Raw genomic sequence first — 26,963 nt, forward strand, 5'->3', positions numbered from 1 at the left:
CAAATCAATTGGATCCGTACAAAATGATGTCGTGAGATTTGGCAGATACCAAAATATGCCTGGGGCTTTTTGGTAATATTTCTTGTGAAGTTTCTACACCATCTTTAAATACCCTGAGTTGCTGGATAAAGTCCACATAATCCAACTTCTCAATAAAGTAAATCAAACCGCTATAATTAAAAGAATTACTGAAATCAATAGCCTGCCTGTTTTCAGCAGTCCAGGGTGCTAAATGATATTTAATGTCTTCTTCCATGAGATTGGAGTAATAAGCTTTGTCCAGTCCCGGTTTAAAACTCACCACTACCTTGATGCTAATTTCTTCATACAGTGGATTCATTACAGTGAGTTTCACCTGAGGGGATACTTTTGCTTCCAGGAAAACTTTGATCTGATTTAATGTGGCAGCGCTAAGGGTTGGCTGTAACAAATCGTACACGTTTTTATTTACCGTGTCGGGTACGGTGATCAGCGTTACCTGCCCTGGCGAAAGGAAAGATTTTTCACAGGTATGGTTCAAACATTTCACCTTGTAAACTTCCGGGAATTCCTGGAGCACCAGGTGTTCATAATCCCAAAGGGATACAGCCCGGTTTTTATGTCTCAGGCGTTCACTTACCCTGGTATAGAATTTATTGTCAGTCTCCGGGGCTTTTCCCCCAAATGTATTGTAGGGCTGACTTATGGCCTTGACTCCCGCCTTGCGTTCTGCCATTTTACCGATAGTACCGGCAGGCAAGCCATCCTGAAGGTGTTCAAGTCCATTTCCCCGATCTTTGAATTTCACTTTTACCGCCTGGGCAAAAACTCCCAATACCCTGCTGGTCGCATCATAGGGAGCGATTGATTTAATCCTGATCCAGGTAAATTCGCTAGGCATCCTGGTTTGACTTTCAAGTGCTGCCTGAGGTAAATCCAATACGATAATTCCGGATTGGAGCAGGTTCCCCGTTTGATTGGAAACGATCTGATCCTTGCTCAGAGGCTTCCAGTAATTATCCACCAGGACGGACCAGGAAAGGGCATTTTCATCTGAAAAATTGGCATGCCGGGGGTTTTCACTTCCTTCCAACACTTGAAATAAAAGGGACAGTTGCTGGTTTTTTTCCAGACTTTCAACCCCCACAAAAAGTTCCCCTCCAGAGCCAGGGAATGACAGTAAAAAAGGTTCCTTTTCCTTTACATGAGCAATGCCCTCTTTTTTCGATTTTTGCTCCTCCAGGTAGCCAAAATCATCCCTCAGAAACAACTGCAAATCATGTGCTGTTGTGAAAGTCAGGTCATAGGTAACTTCACAATCAAAATCCACTTCCAGGCTTTCCAAAAGTGGGGTATAGGGTTCGTTGGGGATAGGCGTTTCAGGCTGGTCACTGGACATGGCCAAAGCATACAACCTTGGGTAAAGTTCATGCAGAAAAGACTGTAAGAGGGTGATTTTAATTCCTCCCCTAACATCGATCTTTGTTTTACCCGGTTTAGGAGAGATGTTTATGGAAGTATTGTAATGACCCGAATTCTCCTCGAAAAGTGCTTTGGATCCGGTGTAATTGGTCCAGTTGTTTCCGTCACCTGCGGAAATACTGGCTTTAAAATAACCATCCCCAGAGACAATTAAATTTTCCGGGTCCTCATTTACCTTGATCTGATTGCCCAATAAGGGAGCTTTTAACCCGGTGGGTTGCCACAAAAACATTTTTATGGGTTCGGCCAGGGTTGTTACCGCTTTGAAATGTTGAGAAAGATAATTGTCTTTGCTTAAATAGTTCTCCCCTAAATCCCGGTATCCAAAATACCAATGCCTAAAATGTTGGGGAGGGTTTTCTGTGGATTTATCTGGCGTGTTGGACCATTTTCCTTTTATAGAAATGCTTCTGGGTTGCTTGTATTCCCATTCCGGATATTTAATATAAAAGCTGCTCCCTTTTTTGGGAACACTGCCAAAAGGTTGAAAGGGTTTGGATGGATTAAGTATCCCCAGGTCGGATTCCAAAACAGGTTGCTGAATGCCTTTGTATTTTGATTTGACCCTGACCTTTTTGACCGGCGTTTCTCCCAGTGCTTTGATCCATTTAAAGCTTTTTGGGGATCCGGAAGTCAAATCAAACCAAATGACGGGGAAACCCTCACCTACCACCTGTCCGTGAGTTTTTTCATCCTGCGAGACCAGGGAGGGCTGGTCTTTCCCCAGATAAATAACGATGCCCAATTGGTTTTCAGTTACCGAACAGCTGAGACCGACTTCAGCATGATTGGATGGAGCCAAAGTGACCCACCCTTTTTCCCCACTCAGATGAGCAGTAAAAATTTCAGGGATATCACTGGCCTCACCGGAAAAAGCCAATTTTTTTGTGAATTCAAACTCAAATTTAAAATACCTGTCAGCAGTGGCAGCGGCTCGCAGGGAAGGAAAAGAAAGACCAAAACCGAAAGTGGCCGGGGCCAATTCCGGAAAATCAGTTGTACCCAGCTGATGTCCAAATGGCCACCACCCCGAAGCATCAGAGTGGAAAGGTTCGCCTCTGCCATCAAGAGAATTCGCCACCTGACTGATTCTTATTTTCCTGCCAGTCTCGTCTACCCACCTGTTTTTTAAATGGGCCACCTGTGCCAGATTGGGAGAAAATCCCCGGGTACTGCTATAATACCTGGCATTTCCTTTTTCGTCCTTGCCTGCATCGAAAAGCTCCCCTTCAGAAAGAAAAACCGCAGGACTTTTGGATGCTTCAATCAGCAGGAAGGTCTCATCAGCCCGGGGTGCTTTTCTGGGAATATTCAAAACAGTGGAATAATAAAAATCAAGGTGTCTTTTCGTAATTCCATTCAGGTGGGTCTTTGAATAGCCCAAAAGTTCAAGAAAAGTCACCAATAAGGTCATATGAGGCACCAGATCTGCAGTGGCGGCAAAAGCTTTAAGCTTGGATGCTATTGAGGTTTGTAAATCCCGGTAAGCGGTGGATCCCTTTTCCGGCAACTCTTCTATCTCAATCAACTCCTTGAAAAATAATTGCCAGTCTTTGTCGATTACAGGGGAACTGGTTTTGGGAAAATAAGGCAAAAACCGGGCAAAATTATGGGCGAAAAGTAGCCAATCTTCCACTCCCAGACCCATCAACTCTATATTGTCAGGATCAAGTGCCGAAAGATTTCTATCAGCTTGAGAGGTGCCTTTCCTCCATAATAATTTCAATATGTGCAGGTTTTCCGGTTGCATGTGTTTTATAAGGCATTTCCCTCATTAAGGTAATACGGATAGACCAGGTTAAACCTGGAATTGCTACCTCTTACCATGTAGGTTAAGTGGATCAATACCTTCCCTTCGACCATTTCTTCCTCTGTAATGTCAATTTTCTCCACTTCTATACGTGGTTCATGGTACAGTATGGCAGTTCGGATCAATTCCGACACATAGGTAATGGTGGTTCGGTTCAGAGGGCTGAATTGCAATTCATCCAACTGGCAACCAAATTTGGGTTGCATTACCCGCTCCCCAAGCCGGGTGGATAAAAGGATCCACAGGCTTTCCTGAATATCTGTGACCCCGGAACTCATCTCTACCGATTCGGACTTATCATTGAACGCAGGTGGAAAGCTCCATCCTCTGCCCAAAAATTCCATTTCATCTTCCATGTTCCCTTGTTTTTATCCAATCAAAACAGTTGGTAAACCCGCTACAATGGACCCTCCATGCGAGGTACTGTCTCCCATTCTTGCTGCAGGCATGCCACCAATCATTACCGTAGCGGAACCGGCCACAATGCTATCCGGTGGTCCGGAACAGGTGGCCATATCTCCTACCCTCGCAGCAGGCATTCCACCAATCAATACCGTCGGCTCACCAGGGGGCATAATTGGTCCTCCTACATGGGGAACCCCTCCGGGATTGACCATGGGGCAAATGTGCATGTCTGTAATTCTTGCTGCCGGCATTCCCATTTTGTGTTAATTTATTTGTATCAAAGATCCTTTAATGGTAGTAGTTGCACTACTGGAAACCGTAGACCCGGCTGATCCCTCAGCGGTAAATTCTGCCTGAGCCTTGACCTTGACATTGGTACCCTCCAAACTCAGGTCACCACTGCACTTCAGGGTCAGGTCACCCGCACTTTCCACTTCAATGCCATCGGCATTGAGGATTACTGTATTCCCATGGTCATCACTCATCTCCATCTGGTCAGCATCATCATCCAGGGAAAACTTTTTTCCTTTTGGCGTTTCAATAGTCACTGCAGCCGTTTCATCATCAATCAGGATCTTTATCCCTTCACGTGACACATAGCCCTTTTGATGGTTATCGTCTGCCATGGCTATTGGAGCCGGATTTTTACTGCTGTGCAGGGAGCCCAAAACCACTGCCTGGTTGGGGTCTTCATTGATAAATCCAACGATTACCTCGTCTTCAATTTCAGGGCGGAATACCATGCCCCTTTCATTGCCGGCATCCAAACCGGCCAGGCGACACCAAATCCCTCGTTCCTCTCCATTAATAATGGGTAAGGTCACCATTATCCTGTCCTCTCCTTCGGGATCGTCCTGCAGTTGGGAGACCTTTCCGATCTGCAGGCCTTTCACTGCTCCAAACAGGCCTGAGGCAGGTTGGGCATGAATGGGGAATTTTTCTGAAAACCATTCAGGATCCATTCCAAATTGAACATCAACTGTCCAATTTCCTTCTGCCAACTGGTGCATGACACCGGAGACAAAAGCCTTACCTGAGAATCTATTACCAACTCCGCTGAGATCAATTAATTTGCCTGGTGCTGCCTGCGGAATCCCCTGAAATTTGACCCTGCCCCTGATTTTGGATAATTGCTGCAGCAGCCACTTTGAATCCGCCCAGTCCTGAAGACTTACTTCGGCAATTCTTCCTCCATTTCGCAGATCAATCGGACCCAAACCCATTCGGTCTGCAAGGTTTGAAGGTGTAAGATTGCCATTGAGCCTTATTTCAGGGTCGTTGGCATCAATTTTTTCCATTACCTGGTCTGCCGGATTCCAGGCTTGTGCAGACACACTTTCCACCTGGTTCCTGGCATCTATTTCTGCATCAAATTCCAGTATATTGGCACCGAAAGTAACGGTCTCCAGACTATCCTGTGCTAAGTCGGGCTCGGTGACCAGTACCTTACCCCCTTCTACCACCACTATCCTTCCATTGGCCTGGGCCCTTGTTACCAGAAAATCCCAATCGGTACACTGGTATTGGATCAATTCGGGATGGGTATAATTGGTGGGGGTTACTTCAGCCTCCAATCCATTTCGGGAAATCAATTGCTCCATCAGATCACTGTCCTTTTGCTCATAGAAATATCCCGAACTGCGGTTAAGGTGCATTTTACAGGCTTTGTCCCTGCACTCAATTACCAATTCCTGCCTGCCATCCCTGACCCTGAGTTTATGATTGATTATTATCCCTTTGAAGATGGATTCATTATCCGAATGATATCCAGCCAGTATTTCTATTTCATTTCCGGGAATAAAGGTATCCTCATTGCTTAGCGGAAAGTCGCCGAGTGAAACATCTCCATCTACAATACTTATTTTTGCATAGGGAATCCGGTTGACTTCCTTTTGGACAACAATACTTTGCACATGTACAGTATCGGGCAAGGTGTCTCCTTCGATAATCAAATCGAAAGTGACTAAATCTGAACTTCTACTGGTTTGTATCACATTGTTATTGGGCATTGGCTTGTTTTTGTAGGGGTGGAAAATAGAGTACCTGCCCGGGTTTAAGGCTTCTGAAATTGATCAGCTTATTGACCCTGGCTACTTCCAGGTAATATTTCGGATCTCCGTATATCCTTTGGGACATCAAAGAAAGGTTTTCACCCGCCTTTACGACCCTGAAATGGGTCAGGTCCGGCGAACTGTTGTTTTCCTTGGCGGCCCGCAGGTTATCTTCTACAAAACCTTTGAATTTGGCTTTTGCCAAAGCCCTGAGTGGTGTACCGTCTGCCCGAAACAGCTTAAACTCCAAAGTCATCTCTGTCAGGCATCCTTTAAAAAGCAGGCTGCCCCAGGAAATCATCACATAATTGGGCTTATGCTGATCGCCATTATAATCCAGGATTACTTTTTTGAAGTGTTCGATATCATCGATCACGCCATCCTCGGTAGCTTCCTTTCCGGGAACCACTCCAGTGCGGTCGAAAAGAAATTCCAGATCCAGTTCTTCGGGAAGCTTCTTGTTGAACCTGGTTGCTGCGGCACTGGTACCCGGAGCCTGATCTTCATTTTGATCTATTTTATATTGGTAAATGTATTTCTCAGGATTCAGCAGGGTCGTAAATTCTCCATCAGACACCTTTTCGTTAAACTCAGGGTCACTGTATGCCACCAATTTCAATTTCTCCAATTTACCTTCGCTCATTTATCTTTCATTTTGAAGTCTCAGGATTTCCATGACCTGTTCCACGCAAAGGGCTACCAATTCCTCTTTCCCCGTAACATTCCCCTTTTTTTTCTTCCCGGGTTCGTCCACATGTATCTTTATGTGCAACTCTTTGATTTCTATAGGCATCATTCAATGGTTTTAAAATACTGGTAGGAAAACTCAAGGGTTTCGATCACCAGCTTGCTCTCCTGTGCATTAAAATCATCCACAGCCCACTTCACCGGAAAGGCATGTACCACATTCCAGGTCATCAAAGGCTCATGTTCCTCGTTCAACAGTTGCACGGTAAGGTCTTTGGGAGCAAACTCAAAATTCTCAAGGGCATCTCTGCACCAACTGATCAATTCGGACCCCACCATCAAGCCTCTTTTCAGGACCAGGTTGGCATATTTGGTCTTTACCGGAAACTTATGCTTGAACCTGTTTTCACCACCCTCAGCAAACTCTTCTGTATCCATGTCCACCGTCAATCCTGAAACAGACTGAAAATGAGTATCATTCTCCTCCCCGTCCAGGCCCGAAAAGCTGACAGAAAAATGAAAGCCAACCGGAGGATATGCATAGGCCATAATTAGTCGTTTTGGATGCTGAGTCCTTCATGAACCAATTCCATGCTTTCTATGGCCACCTCATTGCCATCTGCTTTCAGGTCGGTGGACTGTACTTTGGTGGGCCAGGCATTTTTTACCTTCCAGACCACCACGGGCTCATGTTCTTCATTCAGCAGGGAGATGGTAATGTCCCTCCTTTCGATTTGATTGAGTTGAACTGAATTCCACCAGGCATAAAACTCATTGTCGCTGGCGAAAGTGCCTCTTTTCAGCGTAATATTGCTGAATTTTTGCATGCCAGGCATCTTGGTTTTGCTGTATTCAGGACTTGCCCCGTGTCTGTACTCAATGACCTCGGTCTCTACATCCAGACCGGAAACTTCCGTAAAACCGATATTTGTTCCAGCCCACTCTACTTGAAAGTGAAACTTAGATAATGGGTAACTCATGGTATGTTACATTTAAATGGTTCATTGTATAAATCAGGATTCCTGCATTTTATGAGAGAACTTCAGGATGATAAATTCTGCCGGTCTCACGACGGCCATGCCAATCTCCACATTCATCCGGCCTTCCAGAATATCCATGGCGGTCATGGTTTGCCCGAGGCCTACCCTTACGTAAAAGGCATGTTCCGGCTTGGCTCCGGCCAAAGCTCCGGCCCGCCATTGTTGCACCAGAAAATTCTCGATCATGGCCCTGACCTTCACCCAGGTGTTGGCGTCGTTGGCTTCAAATACAAATTGTTCCGTAGCTTTCTTTACGGACTCTTCCACCATATTGAAAAATCGCCTAACCGGTACATAACGCCATTCATTGTCGTTTCCGGCCAGCGTTCTTGCGCCCCAGACCAAGGTGCCTTTACCCGTAAAGGATCGGATGGCATTGATGGACTTGCCGGCGGTGGTGTCCACATTCAACCTGTCCTGCATTTCATTGGTGATTTTTACCGTAGGCTTGACCACATATTTCAGTGAAACATTGGCGGGTGCTTTCCAGACCCCATTGTTGGCATCCACCCGGGCATATACTCCGGCGATAAGTGGAGAAGGAGGTAATATTACCCTGAGCCTGTTGATTTCACTTTTTATTTTATTATAAGTGCTGCTGTCGATATCCTCCACTTCACTAAGTGCGAGGTCATGCAAAGCTCCTTCGGATTCCATATCCAGCTCTTCAATATCCAGCATGGCATCCAAAATAGGGGGATCGATCAAATCAAGGATCCCCTGTAGCAGGGCATTCACATCTGTTCCTGTAATGCTGGTATTGGCATCCCCGGATGCCTGTTTTACAGCAGATCCATCCACATCCTGGTTTAGGATATCCAGATGGCCCTGAAGGCCTGCAATAAACGCAGGAAGGTCAGCACCCTCTTCCAGTTCATCATTCAGGGTATTGGCTGCCTCCGTGGCTGCTGTTGCCAGCGCTTCATCTGTTGGCTGGGCCAAAGCAGCTACATTATTGGTATCCTCTACTACTTCGGCCATCAAACTTGAAAATTCATTCAGGGCATCAATGATGTCCTGAAGAGGGTCGATTACTGTTGCCTTATTGGTGACTGCGTCTCCATCCGACCCGGCCTGAATGGCTGTATCGGCATCAGTAAAGGCTGTGATTTCTCCCGGCAGATCGGTCATGATACCTTCGGCCTCCACTAAAATTTCATCTATTTCTTCCATAATGTCCGAAACAGGTGAAGCATCGGTAATCATATGGGAAATCTCTGTTTGATCCGGATCATAGCTGTAATTGAGAATGGTCTCCAGATAAGGGTAGTAAACAGCCCCATATTTTTTCTCTTCCAGATCCCCGGTAATCAATTCGCGTACCCCTGTATCCAAAGAAATCTCCGTTTCCATAATATTGGTATAGGTGTCGATGATGGTAAACCTGTCCCTCATTTTGCGGCATAGTGCAAGGGCATTGTTATAGACAGAATAATACTGACTTGGTTCCGGAAGGGATATGGCATCAGGAAACAGGATCAAAGTCGGTTCATCCTCTTTTTCCAATTCCTGCAAACCCAGGTTCAATGCCGCCATGGTAACCGGGGAAGCAGGATCCGCTTCTTCGTAAATACCGACCGAAATGATAAAACAGGGTCCGCCTCCATTGGCAAAATAGGCCTGCATGGAATAATACATAAGAAAGGGCGACTTGTCCTCTGGGTCCGGACCTTCGACCAATACCGATTTTTCTCCCTCGGTCTCCGAAATCTGTACTTTTATTCCGATTTCAGGATCAGGTCCTCCAAAGAAAGTTTCGTATTCCAAAAGAGAAACGATTCGTTTGGGCTGGTTCAAAAGGGTTTCGGTGGTATCTGCCTCCTTCTCCCTTGCTTTTTCCGTATAGCCAATGAAGGCGGGAATTGCGGTTTCTACCTGTGCTACAGAAGGGGGAAATTTTGAAATTTCCTCAATATAGACACCTGGTGTTCTGTAATTTGCTGCCATGATTCATCCTGTTAAATATTAATTTCTGAATAGTAATTGATTCCATCTGACTGAATGTGTTTTACCCCGGGGTTGGGGAACCGCAAATGGCTGATTGCTGCCGGGTCTGTATCAAAGTCCGTCTCTGTGGACAGCTGCACAAATCCATTTTTGGTTAAAGGCTTGGGCTGGTTGGTCTCGGCACCAGTATCACTGGATGCCTGGTAATATCGCCAATAGGTGCTTCGATTGGCAAAATGTACTTTAAAGACCGTGGGATTTATTTTAAGGGTATTGTTTACATTGATCACATTGAGATTACCAGTCTCCCCCTGCATCCGGATCAGGAGCAGACCTGAGGTATCCTTACCTGCTTCTTTTATGCGGTAAGCATCCAGTAACAAGTCAAAGTTTTCTGCTGAAAGGAGAAAGCTGTCGGAAAAATATTCTTCGGTAGTTTCCAGGGAGATGGGGTGAAAAGGCTCCTCTCCCAATACTTCAGGATGAAAATTGCTGAAAAACATTTTTTCACCCGACAGAAAATTCATATCGGTATAATTCTCGAAATAAGGATCCCTGTAGCTGATAAGAAAAGCCAGGGTAAGATCCTGATCCAATGGGATAAAACTATCTTGTGAACCTGGCTGCATGGAGCGTACCATCATCCGCAGGCTTTTGCTGGTGTTTTTGTTCAGGAGTTGAAATCGCCTGAATTGCTTTTGGGTTGCTTCTGTTGGTCTGATTTGCAGATATTGGCTCCAGTCGTATCCGGCCATCATTTTTTCCTGCTGATCAACATTCAAGTCCAGGTAGTTTTCCTCTCCGTTATTAAGGTGATAGCCGTGCAGGATATTTATAGAAAACAGGGTAGTATAGTGGGTAGTGAACATGATCAGGATTGATTTTTAACGTCGGAATGTACACTTTGTATCAACGGACCGGCTGCCTGATCCAAGTCCCTTTCCAAAGGCAGTAGGTTTAGCTGGTACAGGACCGAGGGGAGCTGCTTTCCTCCCAGGGTGCCCCAGATAAAATTAAGCTCTTCGAATGTAGGCGTGTAGAGCTCCATGGTAAAGCGAAAATTCCCCACTTGCTGCATGGTGTCGAGGTCCCGGTCGAAAACCGTATTTGCCTGGGTAAACAATTTCTTTCCCTGGAAAAACGATATGATGGCCGATAAATCCTTGAGGGATTTGCCGTAGGCATTTCTGTTGGCAGAAAACAAAAGAAACAGGTGCAGGTGAATGACCCTGTTGCGGTATTGTACCTGGTCGTTTCTAACATGGTGGTTGGGTTGGTTTTTAAGGGTTCCTTCTTCGTGCAGGTTTACCAGGGTAAGCACCACCTTGTCCCGCATGGCCTCAGCTGCATCTGAAGACCCCTCTGCCAGTGCGATGTTGTCAATGACCAATTGGGAATCTTCCAGACCTATTTCCTGAAAATAGGCATTTACCTGCTCGCTTAAAATTTGAAAAACTTCAAAAACCATGTTGCATTCACAGGAAAAGGATTTTATATGACGATGTCTTTTGCCTTAAAGTTGGTCGGATTTCAGAATTGGCAAAAGCATACAAAAGAAAAGATCGTATCTAAGGTTGATTTTCAGCCATGCACAAAGAAATTCTCCTCAAACCGAACTCAAATACCTGTCTTTTCAGACAAGTCAAAATTAATAAGCGGTCATACCCAAATTTGAAATAAATTAATCAAAAATCCTAACAGGATATTAAATATCTTAAATGGAAAAAACAGTAATTACTTTTTATAAGGCTCTCCTAAACCCATTAAACTAGTTTGGTGAAAATTTATGTTGGTATCATGCAACTTACCGGAGAAAATTAGGTGAGCTTTTTGTTTATAAGTTAATGGCCGGATGTTTTTGGGTCTAGGAGTGGATTGGGCATCAGTTGCAGGTTAAAAGAACTAATGTGGCCCTGAAATGTAAAAAATTTAATTGTAATTACGCGCAAACTGATGATTACACTACGCATTTAGAACGATAATCTGACTATCGTAGGTTGGCTGCCCTCGTTACGGGCTTTTTTCAGAAAGAGATGAATTTATTATTCTCAAATTTACCTGTAAAATAGAAATTTGAATAAGGGAAGTATCAGTTCATTTATCTATCCGGCAGGCACCTACCGCCTAGCACTTCAAATAAAATACCTTTGAATTAACACCTAAGTGCTTGAAAATAGGTGTAATTTCTCTTTAAACACCCTTTAAAAAGGAATGACCATGGCAAAGCTACCCAAAGTTTACCTGATATTTGCTACTGATGCCTCGCAGGAATTGGCCAGACTGCTGGAAATCCTGCAAAATTTTAAACGGGAAAAAGGGATACAGGAATTTTCAACCCTTCCCTATCTGTTCCAGAATCTTATAGGTAATCAGATAGGTAGGTCTTACTCCTTCCATACCCAGGGCGCCGGATGCCAGCGTACTGCCCGTTTCCAGCGGATTGTCCGATGCATAGTAGGCATACATGACCTTAACACTTTTGCGAATACTGTTCCGGATTTTGCTGGCAGATTGGATGGCCTTCTGGTAATGAGCTCCCTCCATTTCCAATCCAATCGCTTTCCATGAGGACTCCATAAAATAACCCAATACTTCCTTGTTTTGAAGAGATGTTCCCAAAACGGTAATCATCGGTCCCTCATATACACCCAGACCGTAGCCTTCAAAAGCTGCAGCATCCAGTTCATTCCTGAATGGATAATTGTCTGCTGTACCCTCAAAGACATGCGCATTGGGTATCATGATGTCTCCCTTTTTACCTTCTAAAATACCTGCCTTCCCCATGATGGCCGTAGAAATGATATTCAGAGGAATCTTTTGCTGTCCCACTTCATACGGTTTCAGCAATTCGTCGAAACACTCGTAGGCCTGTTCGCCAAAAGCATAATCCATCACCACCAACACAGGCCTTTTCTTCTCAGACTTCTCCAGGCTCAACCCCGGCAACAGGGTGGGCGAGTCCATTTTTCCGGTATCGATGATCTGCACCCCGATGTTCGTGCCAGATGTATCTGCCACCGGTACCAGACCGTGTTTACGGGCATACTCCTGTATTTCCTTCGCCCTATTTCCCTTTGCATTGACGCTGATGTTCATGGCCATGTCTTCGATGGCTTCATAGCTGTCCAGGCCCAGTGCCTGGTGGCCGTACACAGTATTCACTACGCTATGCAGATTGGCACTGATCACGTGTATGGGGCGTTCCAATAAGTTTTCCTCATCCAAAACCGTCTTGATGGCATTGGCCCAGGATTCTCCATAGACGTGATGCCCGACCCGCTCCCTGAGGGTAGCAGAAAAAGAGATCTCTCTGTCGTTGCCTTCCAATGCCTCTTCCATCGACAATCTTCCCATATGGAAAACAATGGAAAACAAGCTATTGCTGTTGTGAGAATTTTCAAATTTCTGTACAGCCGCAATGCATTCCTCAAAAGTCCTCCCGGTAAGGTGCGTCAAATAAGAACAGGCCGCTTCTTTATTATATTCCTCTCCACTATTCTCCTTGTCGACAATTTCCTTCAATTTTTTCCAGTTCAGGTTGATCCGGCCCTTCGGATCGGTGCTGTTCTTGCGAATTTTTTCCGATTCTATAAAAAGGAATGTGAGGTGCGTCAGTATATCGTAAATATCACTTTTTCCCCGGGTCATCTCCACATACATTTGCTCCTCATCGACGCGGTAACAATTCCGCTTTCTCTTCGATGGCACCAATACCTGAAATCCGGAGTCCTCATAGCCCTCCTTGCTGATCAATCGGATATAGCGGCATTCCTCAATTCCCTTGGGCAGCCTTTCCATCACGTAGAGCAAGCCTTCCAACTCCAGCTTTTCCGGATCATTTATCAATCCATAAATTTCTGGATTTAATGTAAGGAGCGCCTGGACCAGCGATTCACCGGAAACGCCGGTAGGTTTATAGTTGCCACGCATAAACAGGTGCCGCATGGTAATGTACAATCGCTCAATCGCTGATCTCGACTCCTGTGCTTTCGTTCGTTTCATGTGTCTATAATTTGCTTTTCAAAGGCCACATGGAATCTTCGCATGTTGAATAATCATGCCTCCGTGGGTCAATTGCGTCATGCTTGATTTCATCGGTTGAATTCAGTAAAAATTTAACAAACCTACAAAATAATATTTTGCAGATCATCCTCTGGTATCAAAAACAAATCACTATTTTAGTTTTTCCGCAAAGTGCTTTTTAAACTTTTCAACTTTGGGACGGATGACCATCTGACAATAGGGCTGGTGGCCGTTCATTTCAAAATAGTTGGTATGGTAATCCTCTGCCGGGTAAAAATTGGCAAACGGCGTGATTTCGGTAACGATGGGCCTATCGAAAGCTTTATCTGCATCTAGTGAGGCTTTCATGTGCTCCGCTGCCTGTTTTTGTTCGGGTGTATGGTAGAATATGGCTGAACGGTACTGCGGCCCCACATCTGCTCCCTGGCGGTTGAGCGTGGTCGGATCGTGGCTGGACCAGAAAACTTCCAGCAATTCAGAAAAGCCAATCACTTTTGGGTCAAATACCAGTTGTACGACTTCTGCATGCCCGGTAGTTCCTGTCACCACCTCTTTGTAGGAGGGATTTTCAAGATGACCTCCGGAAAAACCGGATTGAACCGATTCAACACCATTCAATTTTTGAAAAACTGCTTCGGTGCACCAGAAGCAGCCGGTTCCAAATGTAGCAACGGCTTTATTATCTGGTATGTGTAAAGGGGTTTTAGGTAAATCCTGCATCTGTTTTTGGTTTTATGTTAAGCCTAACAGGACCTTCCGGCAAAAAGTTTTCAGCAATCAAATCGCCTCCCTGGCGGATTTCAAGAAAACCTCTTTTAAAAAGCCACATCATGGCTTCTTTTTCCTCTTCCATAAAATGTCGCCAATCCTGCGGATAAATCCAGCGTACCACTTCCGATGGACAAAAAGAACTTGCCCCTCTTCGCCTGGCCATTTCCATGGTGGCCAAAACCAATATTCCCTGATCTGAAAAATCCATTTTAAAAGAGCTTCAATTGACCGTTTCCTCTGAAAATCTGTTCGTCATAATCGGGCATTTGACCGTTTGGATCGATATACCTATTTACTGCTTTCCTGAAAAGTCCGGCGATGGTCTGAGACAGTGCCCCCTCTCCTTTCATTCTCCTGCCCCATTCGGTATCATTGGCCTTTCCTCCGTGAAGTTGTTCGATCTGGTGCATCACTTTGTCCCTTCTGCCAGGAAAATGTGTCTCCAGCCATTCGGTAAACAACTCCTTTACTTTCCCATTCAATCGTACCACGGTATATCCGGCCTTTTTTGCTCCGGCACTTCCCGCGGCCTGAATAATGGCAACCATATCCTCGCTATTGATTCCTGGTATAATTGGAGCAACCATGATGCCACAGGGTATATTTTCCGCTGAAAATTTGCGGATCAAATCTATTTTCACCTTCGCTGAAGCGGTACGGGGTTCTAAAAGTAGCTTCAATTGTGGATCCAGGTGGTTTATCGAAAAATAAACGTGCACCAGACGGAGCCGGGCAAGCTCCTTGAGGAGATCCATGTCCCTTTCAATTAATCTGTTTTTCGTGATGATACTTACGGGATGACGGTAGCTGAGACACAATTCCAGGATTTGGCGCGTTAGCTTAAATCGTCTTTCTGCCGGTTGGTAGCAATCGGTATTGCCGGAAAGCATAAAGGGATGGGGCCTGTAGCTTTTCTTCTCAAATTCCCTTTTCAATTGTCCGGGAATGTCTTTCTTTACCAGGATTTTACTCTCAAAGCCAAGTCCGGCATCAAAGCCCCAGTACTGATGACTGTTTCTGGCGTAACAATAGATACAACCGTGCTCGCATCCCTGATAGGGGTTTACGCTGGCATTCAGGGCCAGGTCCGGGCTGTCGTTAGTACTTAGCGCTGCCTTGCTGCTTACTGGAATAAATTGCGTAGAAAGCCCTTCTTCGTGTTCCGGAATATCAATTCCTTCCACATGATCAAATACCAGACTGGATCTATGATATTGATTGTCCGGATGGCTAGCGCTACCCCTACCTTTAAAATACGCTTCTTTCATTGAAAGCAATTTAAAAAAATGCAGGGACTTTTACTGTCACGAATTACATATAATAATGAACGCCGGTGGAAAATTTTTCAGGGTAAACGCTGTTTTGATATTGCTGAAATATGAGGCAAACTGAAACCTTAACAAGTAGGAGTAGCAAATCTGAATAAAGAAACCGCTGGGCTTTAGCATCACACTGCTCTTTTCGTAAATGGCAGTCCTCGATTCCTTGGGGATCAAACTGAATGGCAAAGAAGACAAAATCAAGTCGACTTTGTCGCCGTTCAGATGCCTGTCCATATTTTCTGCCGAATCACAGATGATTTTTACATTTTTAGACCCATACTGCCGATCCAGATTCCTACAAAAATGTTCACTTATTTCAAATACAAAGAGCGTCGCATCCCTATCCATACGGTCTATGATCCCCCTGGTGATGCTGCCGTCACCCCCTCCCAATTCAACAATAATCTTTGCACCTTTAAAATCGGCAAAGGACAACATTTTATTTACCAGAGATTTTGAACTAAAGGTTACGGCACCGGTGGTTTTTATATTTACAAACAACTCTTTAAAAAGCGAACTTTTATTCATTGGTTAACTGGATTAAACGATCTTTTGATTCTGAATGCAGAAATGTACAGCCTCCTGCATGTATTATAAATTTCAAAGTTACTAAATTCAAGGTCATAAAATCATTTTTATTCGAAAAAAGGAAGATATGCACAGTCAGGAACCTTCTACAATAAGCTGACCATTCCTGTATTTATTTGTCTTATTTAAAAAATAAATTTATTTTTTCCATTCTTTATCCCTTATTTTGATTTTTAAATGGATATAGAAATTCCAGAAATGAGAGCCAACAACCTACAAATTTTATTTTCCATTCTTTCCTTTTTAATCCCGTTTTTTTTGTTTGGTCAGAGTGACAGGGACGGGAGCCGAAGAGTGACCTCAACCTACTATATTTCGAACACCACCGTGATCCCCTACCCGGGAGAGCTGTTGACCGGACAAAACCTCCTTTTTTCTGATGGTGTAATCAAAGCTCTGGGAAAAAACATTGCCATCCCGGCCGAAGCCCGGGAGATAAAGGGCGATTCCCTTTTTGTGTATGCTGGCTTTATCGACATGGCCAACAAGACCGGCATGGAGGAACCCCCTATCCCTGAAAAACCGGAGGATTTTGATCCCTCTCAGCCCCTACCGGAAATTGCCGGGATCCATCCGCATTTTTCAGCGTTAGACCATTATCAGGAAAACAATCCACACGATAAAGAATGGCGCAAATTGGGCTTCACCATTGCACAGAAGTTGCCTAAGGGCAAAGGTATGCTTCCCGGCAAATCCGCACTTGTGCTTTACGGGCATGAAAGCAGGAACAATACACTCTCGGAAAATCAGTCCCTTTATTTTAAATTCAGCACTGCAGGAGGTGTGTACCCCAACACTGACCTGGGTGTAATGGCCAAATGGAGGGATTTGATGGAAAATTCAAGGTTGTACGACAAGCATGGCGAAATGTATGATGTCCGAAGTAGCCTGAGAAGAAGGGAAAACAATCCGGTGCTGGAGGCGCTTATACCTGTTTTTAAGAAGGAAATGCCCCTGCTGATTGAATCTTCAGACGAGCTGGACATCAGAAGGGCTTTAAAAATGCAGGAAGAAAACAATTTCGATCTTGTCATTACCGGGATCAATGAAGGTGCATCTCTGTTGCCATTATTGAAAGAGAAAAAAGCAGGTGTTGTACTCACCCTACATTTACCAGAAGATAAGTTTTCGGATCCTCCGGAAGGAGACAAAGGCCCTCATTTTAACCATCGGTTAGAACGGGTTAAAACGGCTTATCAGGAGTCTCTGGCATTGGCAGGGGAATTTGAGAAAGCTGCTGTACCGTTTGGCTTTACCAGCAAGCACCTTCCCCGGGCCGACTTTTTTAAGAATATCAGGCTCATGGTGGCCAACGGTCTAACTGAGCAAGGGGCACTTGCCGCATTGACCGTGCACCCGGCGGAGATATTAGGTATATCAGACATAGCCGGTACGATCAGTGAAGGAAAGATGGCCAATCTGGTACTCATGTCGGATACATTATTTTCAGAAAAGGCCAGGGTAATGATGGTTGTCGCCGATGGGTTTGTTTTTGACTTTTCAGAAAAACCGGAAAAAGTCAAAGAAGAAGAGGTCGTATGGGAATACGAAGCCGAAACACAGGGTGGAAAATCGAAAGGAAAATGGACCCTTACCAGGAAGGACAAAAAATGGACCGGTACCGTATCGTATGACGACCCTCAGGGTGAAGGGGTAAAGACTTCTTCCATCGAAAATGCGGTTGTCACCGAAAAATCCCTTGCGTTTTCGTTTACGGTTCAGGTAGGTACGGATAGCCTCCAGGTAAGCGTTTCTGGTGAAGTAACTGGAAAGGAATTCTCGGGAACCATGAAAATCACGGATTACGGCAATTACCCTGTAAGGGCAAAAAAACTGGAAAAACCGGAACAATAATCATGCAAAAAAAGACTTATCTTTCATGTATAGGGATTTTCTGGATCTTGCTTGCAGGCCGGGCGCAGCAACACAGCAGAGCGGATCTCCTCATTAAAAACGCAAAGGTACTGACGATTACCAACGGCCTTCTGGAAAACACCGATGTATTGGTACGGGATGGTATCATCAGGCAAATTGGCTCCGATATCAACGTGCCTGGCCAGGTGCCAACCATTGATGCGTCCGGAAAATACCTGATGCCAGGCATTATCGATGCCCATTCCCACCTGGCTCTTGAAGTAATCAACGAATCCAGCAGTCCCATTACCGCTGAGGTCAGGATGAGAGATGTGGTAGATCCTTTTGATGTGGGCATTTACAGGGCGCTCGCAGGAGGCACCACCGTCTCCCATGCCATGCATGGTTCTGCCAACGCCATCGGGGGACAAAATGTGACCCTCAAGCACCGTTATGGAACCAGAGACCCTGAAAATCTGGTCATGAAAGATGCACCCCGAACGATTAAATTTGCACTGGGAGAGAATCCTACCCGGGTACACGGAAGAGGCAAAAATCTTCAGCCCAGGTCCCGAATGGGCGTAGAAGCCGTAATCAGAAATGGGTTTGAAGAAGCTCTGCAGTACAAAAAAGCCTGGGAGGAATGGCATGAATCCGAAGAAAACAAGGAAAAGCTAATGGTTCCTCCGGTCTACAATTCCAGACTGGAAACATTGGTAGATATTCTGGAAGGAGAAATCATCATTCACTGCCATTCCTACCGGGCAGACGAAATCTACATGCTCATACAGGTTTGCCGGGAATATGGTATAGACAAAATTGTATTTTCCCATGTAAATGAGGGCTTTAAAGTGGCTCCGGAACTGGCGAAATATACAATGGGAGCTTCTGTATTTGCCGATTGGTGGGCGTATAAATTTGAAGTGTATTATTCAACAGCCTATAATGCAGCCATCCTGACCAAAAATGGCGTGATTACCTCTATCAACTCAGACTCGGCTGAGCTTATCCGACACCTGTACCATGAGGCTGCAAAAACCCAGCGGTATGGGGAGCTGACGGATGAGGAGGCACTGGCCTTGATCACCATCAATCCTGCCAGGCAGTTGGGTATTGATCATCTCGTAGGATCCATCGAAGTGGGCAAGCAGGCAGATCTGGTGTTGTTTGACGGGCATCCACTCTCTATCTACGCCGTCCCACAGATGACCTGGATAGATGGCGTCAAATACTTTGACAGGGAAAATGATGCGGCAGACCAGCGCCTGAAAGTAAACGCCGAGGAGTCACTGGAACCCATCTACCTGCATACCGAACACCACAATTGCATGCGTGATGTGGATTTTTACTTCACCGGATTTGGGCGAAACCTGTTTCAGCACAGCCATTAAGCATACACTCGATTGTCAGATAATGAAAAAATACCTAGTCACCACAGCGATCTATAGTTTACTACTAAAATCTGCCCTGATGGCACAAATCGATGGGAACGTAGTCAAACCCTACAAGGCAGATCTTCTTTTACAAAACGCCGATTTATATACCATTACCCAGGGCGTCCTTGAAGATACGGACTTGCTGATCAAAGAGGGAAAAATAGCAGCCATAGGCAAAGACCTCTCCCCTCAAAATTACCAGGTGTTGGATTGCAGCGGAAAATTGATTTATCCGGGTTTTATTGACGGCGGTACAAGTCTTGGATTGGTCGAGGTAAACTCTTTGCCAGAAACACAGGACTATATGGAATTGGGTAAACTGACCCCTCAGATGCAGGCCCTCACAGCGGTGAATCCCAATGCAGTGGCCATACCTGTTACCCGGGTAAGTGGCGTTACCACGGTCTTTACCCAGCCCCGGGGAGGTTACTTTCCTGGTACTGCGGCATTGATCCAACTGAACGGATATACTCCCGACCAAATGGATGCCGGCTTTCGGGCGGTAATCATGAATTTCCCCTCAGCAGCAAAATCCGGCAGCTATGACAGCCGGACGGAAGAAACCATCCAAAAAGAAGCCGAGAAAAAGCGGGACGAAATCAACGATATGTTGGATAAAGCAGCAAATTACCTGGCCATCAAAGAAAAAGGTGGTGAATTGCAATATTATCCGGAAATGGATCAACTCTCCAGGGTACTTTCCGGAAATGTACCGCTGTTCATTGAAGTAAATGCTGCCGGAGACATCCTTGATGCGATCGAATGGGTGAAAGAGCGGGAACTGGACGTGGTATTCACCGGTGTAGCTGAGGGATGGAAGGTAGCCGATAAGCTCGCGGAATCGGAAATACCGGTAATTACGGGTCCGGTACTGAGCTTGCCAGCAAGGCAATCTGACCGGTATGATGTCTCCTACACCAACCCGGGGATGCTCCACAAGGCCGGTGTCAGGCTTGCCCTGCGCACACAGGATGCGGAAAATGTACGTAACCTACCATTTCATGCCGGCTTTGCCGCAGCATATGGTTTGGGGGTGGAGGAAGCCCTCAAAGCAATCACCATTCACGCGGCAGAAATATTTAGGGTCGATGACAAGCTAGGGTCTCTTGAAGTGGGGAAAAGTGCAACCCTGTTTATAGCAGACGGTGATCCCTTCGAACCCAAAACCCAGGTAAGCCAGGTTTTCATTGATGGATACCGCATCCCGATGACCAATAGACATATCCGGCTCTATCAGGAATTTCTCGATAGGGAAATGAAACCGTCAGAATAAAGCAATTTCTTCCAACCACAGTGCTTTTTTCATACATTTGGTTTAAAATTCAATCCATATCCATGAAACAATATCTCTATTGTAGCATATTACTTTTATTTTTAGCCTGTAACGGTATTCGAAAGGAAGATCAGGCAGTGCAGATACTGAACACTGTACAATCTACCTATGCGCCGGACAAAAGAGTTGCACTCTTTGATGTAAGCTGGAACTCCGGCGTATTGACCGGCGAAACAAATTTAAAAGACGCACATCGGGAGCTTCTGGATAAACTGCAAGCAAATAATATTTCTTTTACAGATAGTATACAAATTCTGCCCCACTCCGAATTGGGAGATTTGAACCTGGCGCTGGTGACCAATTCAGTAGCCAATATCCGAAGAGAGCCGCGGCATTCCGCCGAGTTGGCCACCCAGGCACTCATGGGCACGCCACTAAAAGTACTAAAAGCCGAAGGCAGTTGGTATATGGTCCAGACCCCTGATGGGTATCTTTCCTGGGTGGATGCAGCGGGCATCGTGCGGTTAAGTCGCAAAGAGATGGACCAGTGGCTGGAAAAAGAAAAGGTGGTTGTAACCAAAATGATTGCCAGCATTTATGCGGATGAGTCTTTAAGCGAAATCGTCAGTGATATTACTGCTGGTAATGTACTGGAATTGACTGCCACTGTCCCGTCCGGTTATCAGGTAACCTTGCCGGATACCCGCAGCGGGTTTATTGCTTTGGAAGACGCCGTTCCCTACGAGGAATGGAAAAATTCCCGCAACACAAATGATGCCTCGCTTATACAGACGGCAAAACTGATGATGGGCTCTCCTTATTTGTGGGGCGGTACCTCACCCAAGGGGATGGATTGCAGTGGTTTCACTAAAACCATTTATTTCCTGAATGGCATGGTCATTCCCCGAGATGCTTCCCAGCAGATAAAGGAAGGTGAACTGGTGGACTCGGAAAAAAACTGGGAAAATCTAGAAGTGGGAGACTTGTTGTTTTTTGGCGTTCCCGAAAGTGCTGAAAACAGTGAGCGGGTGGTACATGTAGGCATGTGGATCGGTGACAATAAATTCATTCATTCCAGGGGCAGAGTGAGGATCAGTAGTTTTGATCCTGAAGATGAGCATTATGACGCATACGAATTGAACCGCTATCTCAGAACCAAGAGAATTCGTCACCATCCCTCTGAAAACGTCCTTACCGTAGATCAGGTCCTGCAATAAACCAGTAATTTCATGAAGATATTTTTCCTTATTTCTGCATTTGCTCTACTCAGCAGTGTCGGTATTTGTCAACAGGTCCTGGACGGATTTTCTGCAACAGATGCAGAAAAACAGGATGAACTGGAGCAGTTATTCCTGGAATCCGTCAATTTTTCAAGCTTCAGGCATCACCTTCAAACCATCACCGAGCATCCGCACATCGCCGGAACTCCGGCAAATGATGCCGTCGGGGAATACCTGCTGGAGGTAATGAAGAATGCAGGTTGGGACACCCGGCGCTATCCATTTGATGTGTATCTCCCAAACGATCCTGGGACTTCCCTGGTAGAGATTGTTACACCCAAAAGAATGCCGTTAAACCAAATGGAATACATACTGGAGGCAGACCGGTTTAGCCGTCATCCGGATCTCCATAAAGGGTGGAACGCCTTCTCAGGATCGGGAGATGTGAGCGGAGAAGTGGTTTACGCCAACTATGGAACCAAAGAAGATTTTGAAAAATTAGCAGAACTGGGCATAGACCTTTCGGGAAAAATTGTCATCGCCAGGTATGGAGGTAACTTCCGGGGCTATAAGGCAAAATTTGCCGAAGCATCGGGAGCTGCAGGTTTATTGATATATACAGACCCCGCAAATAGCGGGTACACCAAAGGCCTGGTATTTCCGCAGGGACCCTATTACAATGAAAGTGCCATACAGCGCGGCTCGCTGCTGACGGAAAATTTTACCGGGGACCCGTTGACTCCATTTGAGCCGGCGCTTCCGCTGGATGGTAAGGTCATGGTAGACCGCCTCGACCCCGAAGAAACGCAATTGCATAAAATTCCGGTAACGCCCATTCCCTATGCTTCTGCAGCGGAAATCCTGGGGCAGATGCAGGGAATGCCCGTGCCGGCGGCCTGGCAGGGTGGATTGCCTTTTACCTATCGTCTGGAAGGCGGAGCAAAGCTCAGGGTACGTGTACGGGTAGAACAGCCAATAGATTTTGCAAGAATCAACAATATTGTAGGTAAATTAGAAGGAAGCACCTATCCCGATGAGTGGATCATCCTGGGCTGCCATTACGATGCCTGGGCCTTTGGCGCTACAGATCCCAATAGCGGCACTGCTATGTTGCTTACCCTCAGTCAGGCATTGGGAAAACTTGCCCGGGAAGGAAAGCGTCCTGAACGCTCTATCCTAATAGCCCACTGGGATGGGGAAGAACACGGTGTCATCGGGTCTACAGAATGGGTGGAACAAATGAAGCATGAATTGGGAGCAAAAGCTGTGGCTTACCTGAATTTTGATGCTGGAGTATCCGGAAAAAATATTGGTGGGGCAGCAGCGCCAAGTCTGAAAAAGACCATGATGGAAGCCGCTAAAAAAGTAGATTATCCCTATGCTGACAAATCCATTTATGACCATTGGGCAGGAGATAAACCGTCTCCTTCCATAGGCAATCTGGGCGGTGGATCAGATCATATTGCCTTTTACATGCATGTGGGCGTACCCTCGCTAAGTGGCGGGGCAGGTGGTCCTACTCTGTACCATACCAATTACGATGACTTTTATTTTTACGAAAATTTCGTTGATCCTGAATTTCAGATGGGAGGGGCCGTTGCGCAGTGGGCCGGGATCATGGCGCTGCGGCTTGCCAATGCAACCCTTATCCCTTATCAAATACCCCGCTATGCAGAAGACCTGGAGTCGCACCTCTCCAACGCTACCAGCCAGATTCGACAATACGATGCAGGATTTGATGGATTTACCGCAACCGCCAACGCAATAGCGGATCTGAAGGAAGTAAGCCTGCATACCGAAAAACGAATGGTAAATGCGTTGGAAAAAAAGTCCCTGGGGCCAAAGCAGGTATCAAGGATCAATAAGGAGCTACTTGGCCTGGAGAAAAGTTTTCTGCTGGAGGAAGGTATGCCTTTTGGCAGTTGGTACAGGTCACTATATGCTTCGAATGACCCCAATAGTGGCTATGCTTCCTGGATATTGCCGGGAATCCAGTATGAAATAGCCAATCAATCTGCAGACGGTCTGGAGCAATGGGATCAACGATATGAAACAGCTATCCGAGATCTTATTGATGCGATTAATGAAATTGCCGGATCCTTGCCACCGATATAAGAAAAGAAAGTAAAACAATAGCTGCCAAATGGATCTCAAAAATAAACTCCGATCGCAGGCAACTATCCCGGCATCGCTTTTCCCTGCTGCCGGCTTCCTTTGTACAGCTCAAACAACAATAATCTGCAGTCTATGGTACCATTGTAAAAAGGAATTCTTCGCTTAGGCTTCAGGCCTATCTTTTTCCCCAAATCGAGGTTGCCCGTAAAAACAAGTCCCGTGTAGCCGGAACATCGCTTTTTCATAAAATCACCAATTTCCCGGTAAGTCACTTCAAGGCTTTCCTTCTCTCCCAACCTTTCCCCATATTCCGGATTAAAAAATACAAACCCACTATCAGTTTCCGGAATGGTGGCTTCCCGGAAATCACAGGTTTCGAATTGAATTAATCCTTTTACTCCCGCAGCTTTGGCATTGGACATGCTGGCTTTGACTGCCCGTTCACTAATATCAGACGCAATAAACGTCAAGCCAGGCTTGTCTTTTACTTTCTCCTCTAATTTTCGTTTCATATCATAGTATACCCCGGCATCATATCCCTTGATGTACATCATCGCATAATCGTCGCGGTACAAACCCGGAAACCTGTCGGTAGCCATCAACACGGCCTCGATAATCACAGTCCCGGCACCACACATGGGATTGATAAAGGGACTTTTCCTATCCCATCCGGATGCAATCAACGCAGCTGCAGCCAGCGATTCCATCATGGGAGCAGATCCCGGGATTTTCCGGTATCCGTGTTTGATCAGGGTTTCGCCACTTGTGTTGATGTAAAGACTGGCTTCCTCTCCCTTCCAGAAGAATTGAAATACGGCCTCGTTTAAAACCGAGCCCGAATCAGGCCGTTCACCAAACTTTTCCCTGAAGCGGTCCGCAATGGCATCTTTGATCTTGACATTGACAAAAAGTGGATTATCAACCGTTTCGTGCCGCACATTGCTAATTACAGAAAAATACCCATCTGGTTCTATATAATCTTCCCAGGGAAGGTCCTTTACCTGGGCATAAAGATTGGAAATGTGATTGAGGGAAAAGCTTTTGATTTCGTATAGTACGTGACTGGCTGTGCGCAGGTGCATGTTTAAAAGGAGACAATCATAGAGACTGCCTTTCAGCTCCACGTGGGTTCTGTAAACCCCATTTGGCTGAAAGCCCAATTCCCGCAATTCTTCCTCCAAAAAAGGCGCATTCCGATCGTAGCAGGTGATCACCAATCTACCTGGCCTGGTAAAATCTATCATGAAGCAAATATACCTCAAATTTTTGGTTTCGCCTCAGGACATGATTGTCAGGAGCCCTGGCCCTTCAGCGCGGCAAGTGCCGCCTGATGCTCCTCTGGGTAATTGACGTTTCGAAACTCGGAAGGATCGGGAGCCTGCAATAACTCAATATCCGAATTGATCAGTACTTTTCTGGGGCAACTGTATCCCTGGCTGAGAAACCGAAACAAAACCGGATAAGCCCTGGGCTCCCAGATCGTTATCAATGGCTCGGGAAACTCTCCGTTCGGATCTAAAAAAGCCGTGGCAAGCTTCGAAGGGTTTCTGTTTTCAAGCAGGTGTTGAACGGTTTTCCCGGTCAAAAAAGGCAGGTCACAGGCTACGCTCAACCAGGCTTTATCGGGTTTATTTCTAAAGGCTGAAAGCAAGCCCCCGAATGGCCCCAAATCCAAAACACTGTCCACTACCAGCGGATAGGCCTGTTCCAGTTCAGCCGCCTGGTCCGGATTACAGGACAAAAATACCTCCTCACAATAGGGGCCCAACAAGTCCATCATATAATCTTTCTGACTCTTTCCATGATAGGAAAGATCGTATTTGTCCCGGCCCATTCTACTGCTCTTACCTCCTATCAGTACCAGACCGATCACATCCGTTCGGCTGTCTGCCACAAATTTTCTGACGAAATCAACTAATTTCCTTGTTTCCTCCATGGCAAATACGGGAATTTCCTTCCAATAGGGCAAATGGTTCCGGATTTCGACCGGGATTTCAGTGGCTCCATCCTTCATCAGGATAAGACAGACGTTGGTCAGCCTGGACAATTTTTTATCCATAGATTTCTTTGGGTCGATCACCAAAACCTGGTGCATGGCCCTGAAGTGATTGGCATTGACCAGGACCAGATCTTGTCGGTTGAGCCACTCTCTTTGCTCAAAGACCGAGACCTCTTCCAGCCTCATGTCTAGCCGCCGGAAAACAATTTTGTTCCGAAGTTCCATCAGCCCCGGGTACTGCATCAGACTTTCCGGGTCGCCGCCTCCGGCCTTTAGCTGGTCACCCTCCTGATGATCCGCATCCACATAGGCCAGGCCATAGCTTTGGGAAAGCTGACCGATAATGGTCTTTGCCAGTTGCTGTATCTGCCTGCAGGAGGTTCCCAAAAAACCCAATTCCAACCTTCCGAAATCGCCAAACTGCGGTTTGTTCAGTTTGACATGCTTCTGGTGTTTATCTTTTGAAATCACGCTTTCCTCCTTTTTTTTCTTCCAATTTGATCGCTTCTATGGTAATGTCATGTGAAAAGCCCTTACACATATCATAAATGGTGAGTGCCGCTACAGACACTCCTGTCATGGCTTCCATCTCCACACCGGTTTTCCCAAACACCTTTACGGCGCATTGTACCAATACTGTGGTGTCATCCAACAGATCTATGCTGACTTTACAGTCATCAAGACCGAGCGGATGACAAAGGGGGATCAGGTTGGCAGTTTGTTTTGCACCCATGGTGCCTGCAATAATAGCAGTCTGAAAAACTGGTCCCTTTTTGGTGATCAGCTCATTCGATGAGCCCAGCTCCCGGACAATCTCCTTACCCAGTATCACCCGGCAGGATGCCCTTGCCGACCTATGGCTGGCCTGCTTCTCCCCCACGTCTACCATATTGGGATTTCCGGTTTTTTTATCCAGATGGGAAAAGTCTCTTGCTGACATTGCTATTGAATTTATAATAAG

24 protein-coding genes are annotated in these 26,963 nt (G+C 45.9%); 5 read left to right on the top strand and 19 right to left on the bottom strand.

Annotation, left to right across the window (positions count from 1 at the left end):
• Nucleotides 1-4: 4 nt before the first annotated feature.
• The 16 genes from BUB19_RS05385 to BUB19_RS05460 all read right to left on the bottom strand — a co-directional run bounded on the left by BUB19_RS05385 (nucleotide 5) and on the right by BUB19_RS05460 (nucleotide 16,045).
• A complete protein-coding gene (locus BUB19_RS05385; RefSeq protein WP_178371439.1) occupies nucleotides 5-3,187 on the bottom strand; it encodes a baseplate J/gp47 family protein in 3,183 nt (1,060 codons plus the stop codon).
• A 29-nt stretch (nucleotides 3,188-3,216) separates the two neighbouring features.
• Nucleotides 3,217-3,627 carry a GPW/gp25 family protein gene (locus BUB19_RS05390; RefSeq protein WP_073093334.1) on the bottom strand — a complete coding sequence of 137 codons (411 nt, stop codon included), beginning with the start codon at nucleotides 3,625-3,627 and terminating at the stop codon, nucleotides 3,217-3,219.
• A gap of 12 nt (nucleotides 3,628-3,639) precedes the next feature.
• Entirely contained in the window at nucleotides 3,640-3,933 is a 294-nt protein-coding gene (locus tag BUB19_RS05395) for a PAAR domain-containing protein (RefSeq protein WP_073093338.1), read from the bottom strand.
• Nucleotides 3,934-3,939: 6 nt separating this feature from the next.
• On the bottom strand, nucleotides 3,940-5,685 hold the full coding sequence (vgrG, locus tag BUB19_RS05400) for a type VI secretion system tip protein VgrG (protein WP_073093343.1): 1,746 nt from the start codon (nucleotides 5,683-5,685) through the stop codon (nucleotides 3,940-3,942).
• Entirely contained in the window at nucleotides 5,675-6,370 is a 696-nt protein-coding gene (locus BUB19_RS05405) for a CIS tube protein (RefSeq protein ID WP_073093349.1), read from the bottom strand. The genes vgrG and BUB19_RS05405 overlap by 11 nt, the downstream gene beginning before the upstream one ends.
• Nucleotides 6,371-6,523, bottom strand: coding sequence for a DUF5908 family protein (locus tag BUB19_RS24100; RefSeq protein WP_178371436.1), 153 nt, complete (start codon nucleotides 6,521-6,523; stop codon nucleotides 6,371-6,373).
• Entirely contained in the window at nucleotides 6,520-6,963 is a 444-nt protein-coding gene (locus BUB19_RS05410) for a phage tail protein (protein WP_073093354.1), read from the bottom strand. The genes BUB19_RS24100 and BUB19_RS05410 overlap by 4 nt, the downstream gene beginning before the upstream one ends.
• Nucleotides 6,964-6,965: 2 nt before the next feature.
• Nucleotides 6,966-7,394 (bottom strand): phage tail protein, encoded by a 429-nt coding sequence (locus BUB19_RS05415; RefSeq protein ID WP_073093359.1) that lies wholly within the window; start codon nucleotides 7,392-7,394, stop codon nucleotides 6,966-6,968.
• Nucleotides 7,395-7,427: 33 nt separating this feature from the next.
• Complete coding sequence (locus tag BUB19_RS05420; RefSeq protein ID WP_073093363.1) at nucleotides 7,428-9,401, bottom strand: phage tail sheath family protein; 1,974 nt, start codon at nucleotides 9,399-9,401, stop codon at nucleotides 7,428-7,430.
• Nucleotides 9,402-9,412: 11 nt separating this feature from the next.
• On the bottom strand, nucleotides 9,413-10,270 hold the full coding sequence (locus tag BUB19_RS05425; protein ID WP_073093365.1) for a hypothetical protein: 858 nt from the start codon (nucleotides 10,268-10,270) through the stop codon (nucleotides 9,413-9,415).
• A gap of 2 nt (nucleotides 10,271-10,272) precedes the next feature.
• Nucleotides 10,273-10,869, bottom strand: a complete 597-nt coding sequence (locus BUB19_RS05430; protein WP_073093366.1) for a Pvc16 family protein — start codon at nucleotides 10,867-10,869, stop codon at nucleotides 10,273-10,275.
• A gap of 863 nt (nucleotides 10,870-11,732) precedes the next feature.
• Nucleotides 11,733-13,403: a DUF6909 family protein gene (locus BUB19_RS05440; protein WP_073093371.1), complete on the bottom strand. Its 1,671-nt coding sequence runs from the start codon at nucleotides 13,401-13,403 to the stop codon at nucleotides 11,733-11,735.
• Nucleotides 13,404-13,574: 171 nt separating this feature from the next.
• Entirely contained in the window at nucleotides 13,575-14,144 is a 570-nt protein-coding gene (gene msrA, locus BUB19_RS05445) for a peptide-methionine (S)-S-oxide reductase MsrA (RefSeq protein WP_073093373.1), read from the bottom strand.
• Entirely contained in the window at nucleotides 14,128-14,403 is a 276-nt protein-coding gene (locus tag BUB19_RS05450; protein ID WP_073093375.1) for a DUF3253 domain-containing protein, read from the bottom strand. Before BUB19_RS05450 ends, msrA begins: the two co-directional genes overlap by 17 nt.
• Nucleotide 14,404: 1 nt before the next feature.
• Nucleotides 14,405-15,463 carry a PA0069 family radical SAM protein gene (locus tag BUB19_RS05455; protein ID WP_073093377.1) on the bottom strand — a complete coding sequence of 353 codons (1,059 nt, stop codon included), beginning with the start codon at nucleotides 15,461-15,463 and terminating at the stop codon, nucleotides 14,405-14,407.
• Nucleotides 15,464-15,499: 36 nt separating this feature from the next.
• Nucleotides 15,500-16,045 (bottom strand): class I SAM-dependent methyltransferase, encoded by a 546-nt coding sequence (locus BUB19_RS05460; protein ID WP_073093378.1) that lies wholly within the window; start codon nucleotides 16,043-16,045, stop codon nucleotides 15,500-15,502.
• A 258-nt stretch (nucleotides 16,046-16,303) separates the two neighbouring features.
• Between BUB19_RS05460 and BUB19_RS05465 the strand changes: the two genes are divergently transcribed.
• The 5 genes from BUB19_RS05465 to BUB19_RS05485 all read left to right on the top strand — a co-directional run bounded on the left by BUB19_RS05465 (nucleotide 16,304) and on the right by BUB19_RS05485 (nucleotide 24,003).
• Nucleotides 16,304-17,959: an amidohydrolase family protein gene (locus BUB19_RS05465; RefSeq protein ID WP_073093786.1), complete on the top strand. Its 1,656-nt coding sequence runs from the start codon at nucleotides 16,304-16,306 to the stop codon at nucleotides 17,957-17,959.
• Between the two features lie 2 nt (nucleotides 17,960-17,961).
• Nucleotides 17,962-19,350, top strand: a complete 1,389-nt coding sequence (locus tag BUB19_RS05470) for an amidohydrolase family protein (RefSeq protein ID WP_073093379.1) — start codon at nucleotides 17,962-17,964, stop codon at nucleotides 19,348-19,350.
• Between the two features lie 22 nt (nucleotides 19,351-19,372).
• Complete coding sequence (locus BUB19_RS05475) at nucleotides 19,373-20,668, top strand: amidohydrolase family protein (RefSeq protein WP_073093381.1); 1,296 nt, start codon at nucleotides 19,373-19,375, stop codon at nucleotides 20,666-20,668.
• A 62-nt stretch (nucleotides 20,669-20,730) separates the two neighbouring features.
• Nucleotides 20,731-21,885: a C40 family peptidase gene (locus tag BUB19_RS05480; protein WP_073093382.1), complete on the top strand. Its 1,155-nt coding sequence runs from the start codon at nucleotides 20,731-20,733 to the stop codon at nucleotides 21,883-21,885.
• Nucleotides 21,886-21,897: 12 nt separating this feature from the next.
• Nucleotides 21,898-24,003, top strand: coding sequence for a M28 family peptidase (locus BUB19_RS05485; RefSeq protein WP_073093383.1), 2,106 nt, complete (start codon nucleotides 21,898-21,900; stop codon nucleotides 24,001-24,003).
• Between the two features lie 62 nt (nucleotides 24,004-24,065).
• Here the strand turns inward: BUB19_RS05485 and BUB19_RS05490 are convergent, their stop codons facing one another.
• From BUB19_RS05490 to moaC, 3 genes are read right to left on the bottom strand one after another with little or no spacing between them, the layout of a single operon-like run.
• Nucleotides 24,066-25,247 (bottom strand): THUMP domain-containing class I SAM-dependent RNA methyltransferase, encoded by a 1,182-nt coding sequence (locus BUB19_RS05490; protein ID WP_073093388.1) that lies wholly within the window; start codon nucleotides 25,245-25,247, stop codon nucleotides 24,066-24,068.
• 47 nt (nucleotides 25,248-25,294) lie between these two features.
• On the bottom strand, nucleotides 25,295-26,473 hold the full coding sequence (locus tag BUB19_RS24470; protein ID WP_245802780.1) for an NTP transferase domain-containing protein: 1,179 nt from the start codon (nucleotides 26,471-26,473) through the stop codon (nucleotides 25,295-25,297).
• Nucleotides 26,457-26,942: a cyclic pyranopterin monophosphate synthase MoaC gene (gene moaC, locus BUB19_RS05500; protein WP_073093390.1), complete on the bottom strand. Its 486-nt coding sequence runs from the start codon at nucleotides 26,940-26,942 to the stop codon at nucleotides 26,457-26,459. Before moaC ends, BUB19_RS24470 begins: the two co-directional genes overlap by 17 nt.
• Nucleotides 26,943-26,963 lie beyond the last annotated feature (21 nt).

This window comes from Cyclobacterium lianum (assembly GCF_900143075.1).
GTDB lineage: Bacteria > Bacteroidota > Bacteroidia > Cytophagales > Cyclobacteriaceae > Cyclobacterium > Cyclobacterium lianum.

Excerpts from the sequence above, each read along its gene's own strand:
- BUB19_RS05440 (WP_073093371.1), bottom strand. The coding sequence starts at position 13,403 with ATGAAACGAACGAAAGCACAGGAGTCGAGATCAGCGATTGAGCGATTG.
- vgrG (WP_073093343.1), bottom strand. The coding sequence starts at position 5,685 with ATGCCCAATAACAATGTGATACAAACCAGTAGAAGTTCAGATTTAGTC.
- BUB19_RS05460 (WP_073093378.1), bottom strand. The coding sequence starts at position 16,045 with ATGAATAAAAGTTCGCTTTTTAAAGAGTTGTTTGTAAATATAAAAACC.
- BUB19_RS05450 (WP_073093375.1), bottom strand. The coding sequence starts at position 14,403 with ATGGATTTTTCAGATCAGGGAATATTGGTTTTGGCCACCATGGAAATG.
- BUB19_RS05395 (WP_073093338.1), bottom strand. The coding sequence starts at position 3,933 with ATGGGAATGCCGGCAGCAAGAATTACAGACATGCACATTTGCCCCATG.
- BUB19_RS05430 (WP_073093366.1), bottom strand. The coding sequence starts at position 10,869 with ATGGTTTTTGAAGTTTTTCAAATTTTAAGCGAGCAGGTAAATGCCTAT.
- BUB19_RS05425 (WP_073093365.1), bottom strand. The coding sequence starts at position 10,270 with ATGTTCACTACCCACTATACTACCCTGTTTTCTATAAATATCCTGCAC.
- BUB19_RS05410 (WP_073093354.1), bottom strand. The coding sequence starts at position 6,963 with ATGGCCTATGCATATCCTCCGGTTGGCTTTCATTTTTCTGTCAGCTTT.
- BUB19_RS05475 (WP_073093381.1), top strand. The coding sequence starts at position 19,373 with ATGAAAAAATACCTAGTCACCACAGCGATCTATAGTTTACTACTAAAA.
- BUB19_RS05465 (WP_073093786.1), top strand. The coding sequence starts at position 16,304 with ATGAGAGCCAACAACCTACAAATTTTATTTTCCATTCTTTCCTTTTTA.
- BUB19_RS05420 (WP_073093363.1), bottom strand. The coding sequence starts at position 9,401 with ATGGCAGCAAATTACAGAACACCAGGTGTCTATATTGAGGAAATTTCA.
- msrA (WP_073093373.1), bottom strand. The coding sequence starts at position 14,144 with ATGCAGGATTTACCTAAAACCCCTTTACACATACCAGATAATAAAGCC.
- BUB19_RS05415 (WP_073093359.1), bottom strand. The coding sequence starts at position 7,394 with ATGAGTTACCCATTATCTAAGTTTCACTTTCAAGTAGAGTGGGCTGGA.
- moaC (WP_073093390.1), bottom strand. The coding sequence starts at position 26,942 with ATGTCAGCAAGAGACTTTTCCCATCTGGATAAAAAAACCGGAAATCCC.
- BUB19_RS24100 (WP_178371436.1), bottom strand. The coding sequence starts at position 6,523 with ATGATGCCTATAGAAATCAAAGAGTTGCACATAAAGATACATGTGGAC.
- BUB19_RS05455 (WP_073093377.1), bottom strand. The coding sequence starts at position 15,463 with ATGAAAGAAGCGTATTTTAAAGGTAGGGGTAGCGCTAGCCATCCGGAC.
- BUB19_RS05480 (WP_073093382.1), top strand. The coding sequence starts at position 20,731 with ATGAAACAATATCTCTATTGTAGCATATTACTTTTATTTTTAGCCTGT.
- BUB19_RS05390 (WP_073093334.1), bottom strand. The coding sequence starts at position 3,627 with ATGGAAGATGAAATGGAATTTTTGGGCAGAGGATGGAGCTTTCCACCT.
- BUB19_RS05485 (WP_073093383.1), top strand. The coding sequence starts at position 21,898 with ATGAAGATATTTTTCCTTATTTCTGCATTTGCTCTACTCAGCAGTGTC.
- BUB19_RS05405 (WP_073093349.1), bottom strand. The coding sequence starts at position 6,370 with ATGAGCGAAGGTAAATTGGAGAAATTGAAATTGGTGGCATACAGTGAC.
- BUB19_RS05470 (WP_073093379.1), top strand. The coding sequence starts at position 17,962 with ATGCAAAAAAAGACTTATCTTTCATGTATAGGGATTTTCTGGATCTTG.
- BUB19_RS05490 (WP_073093388.1), bottom strand. The coding sequence starts at position 25,247 with ATGATAGATTTTACCAGGCCAGGTAGATTGGTGATCACCTGCTACGAT.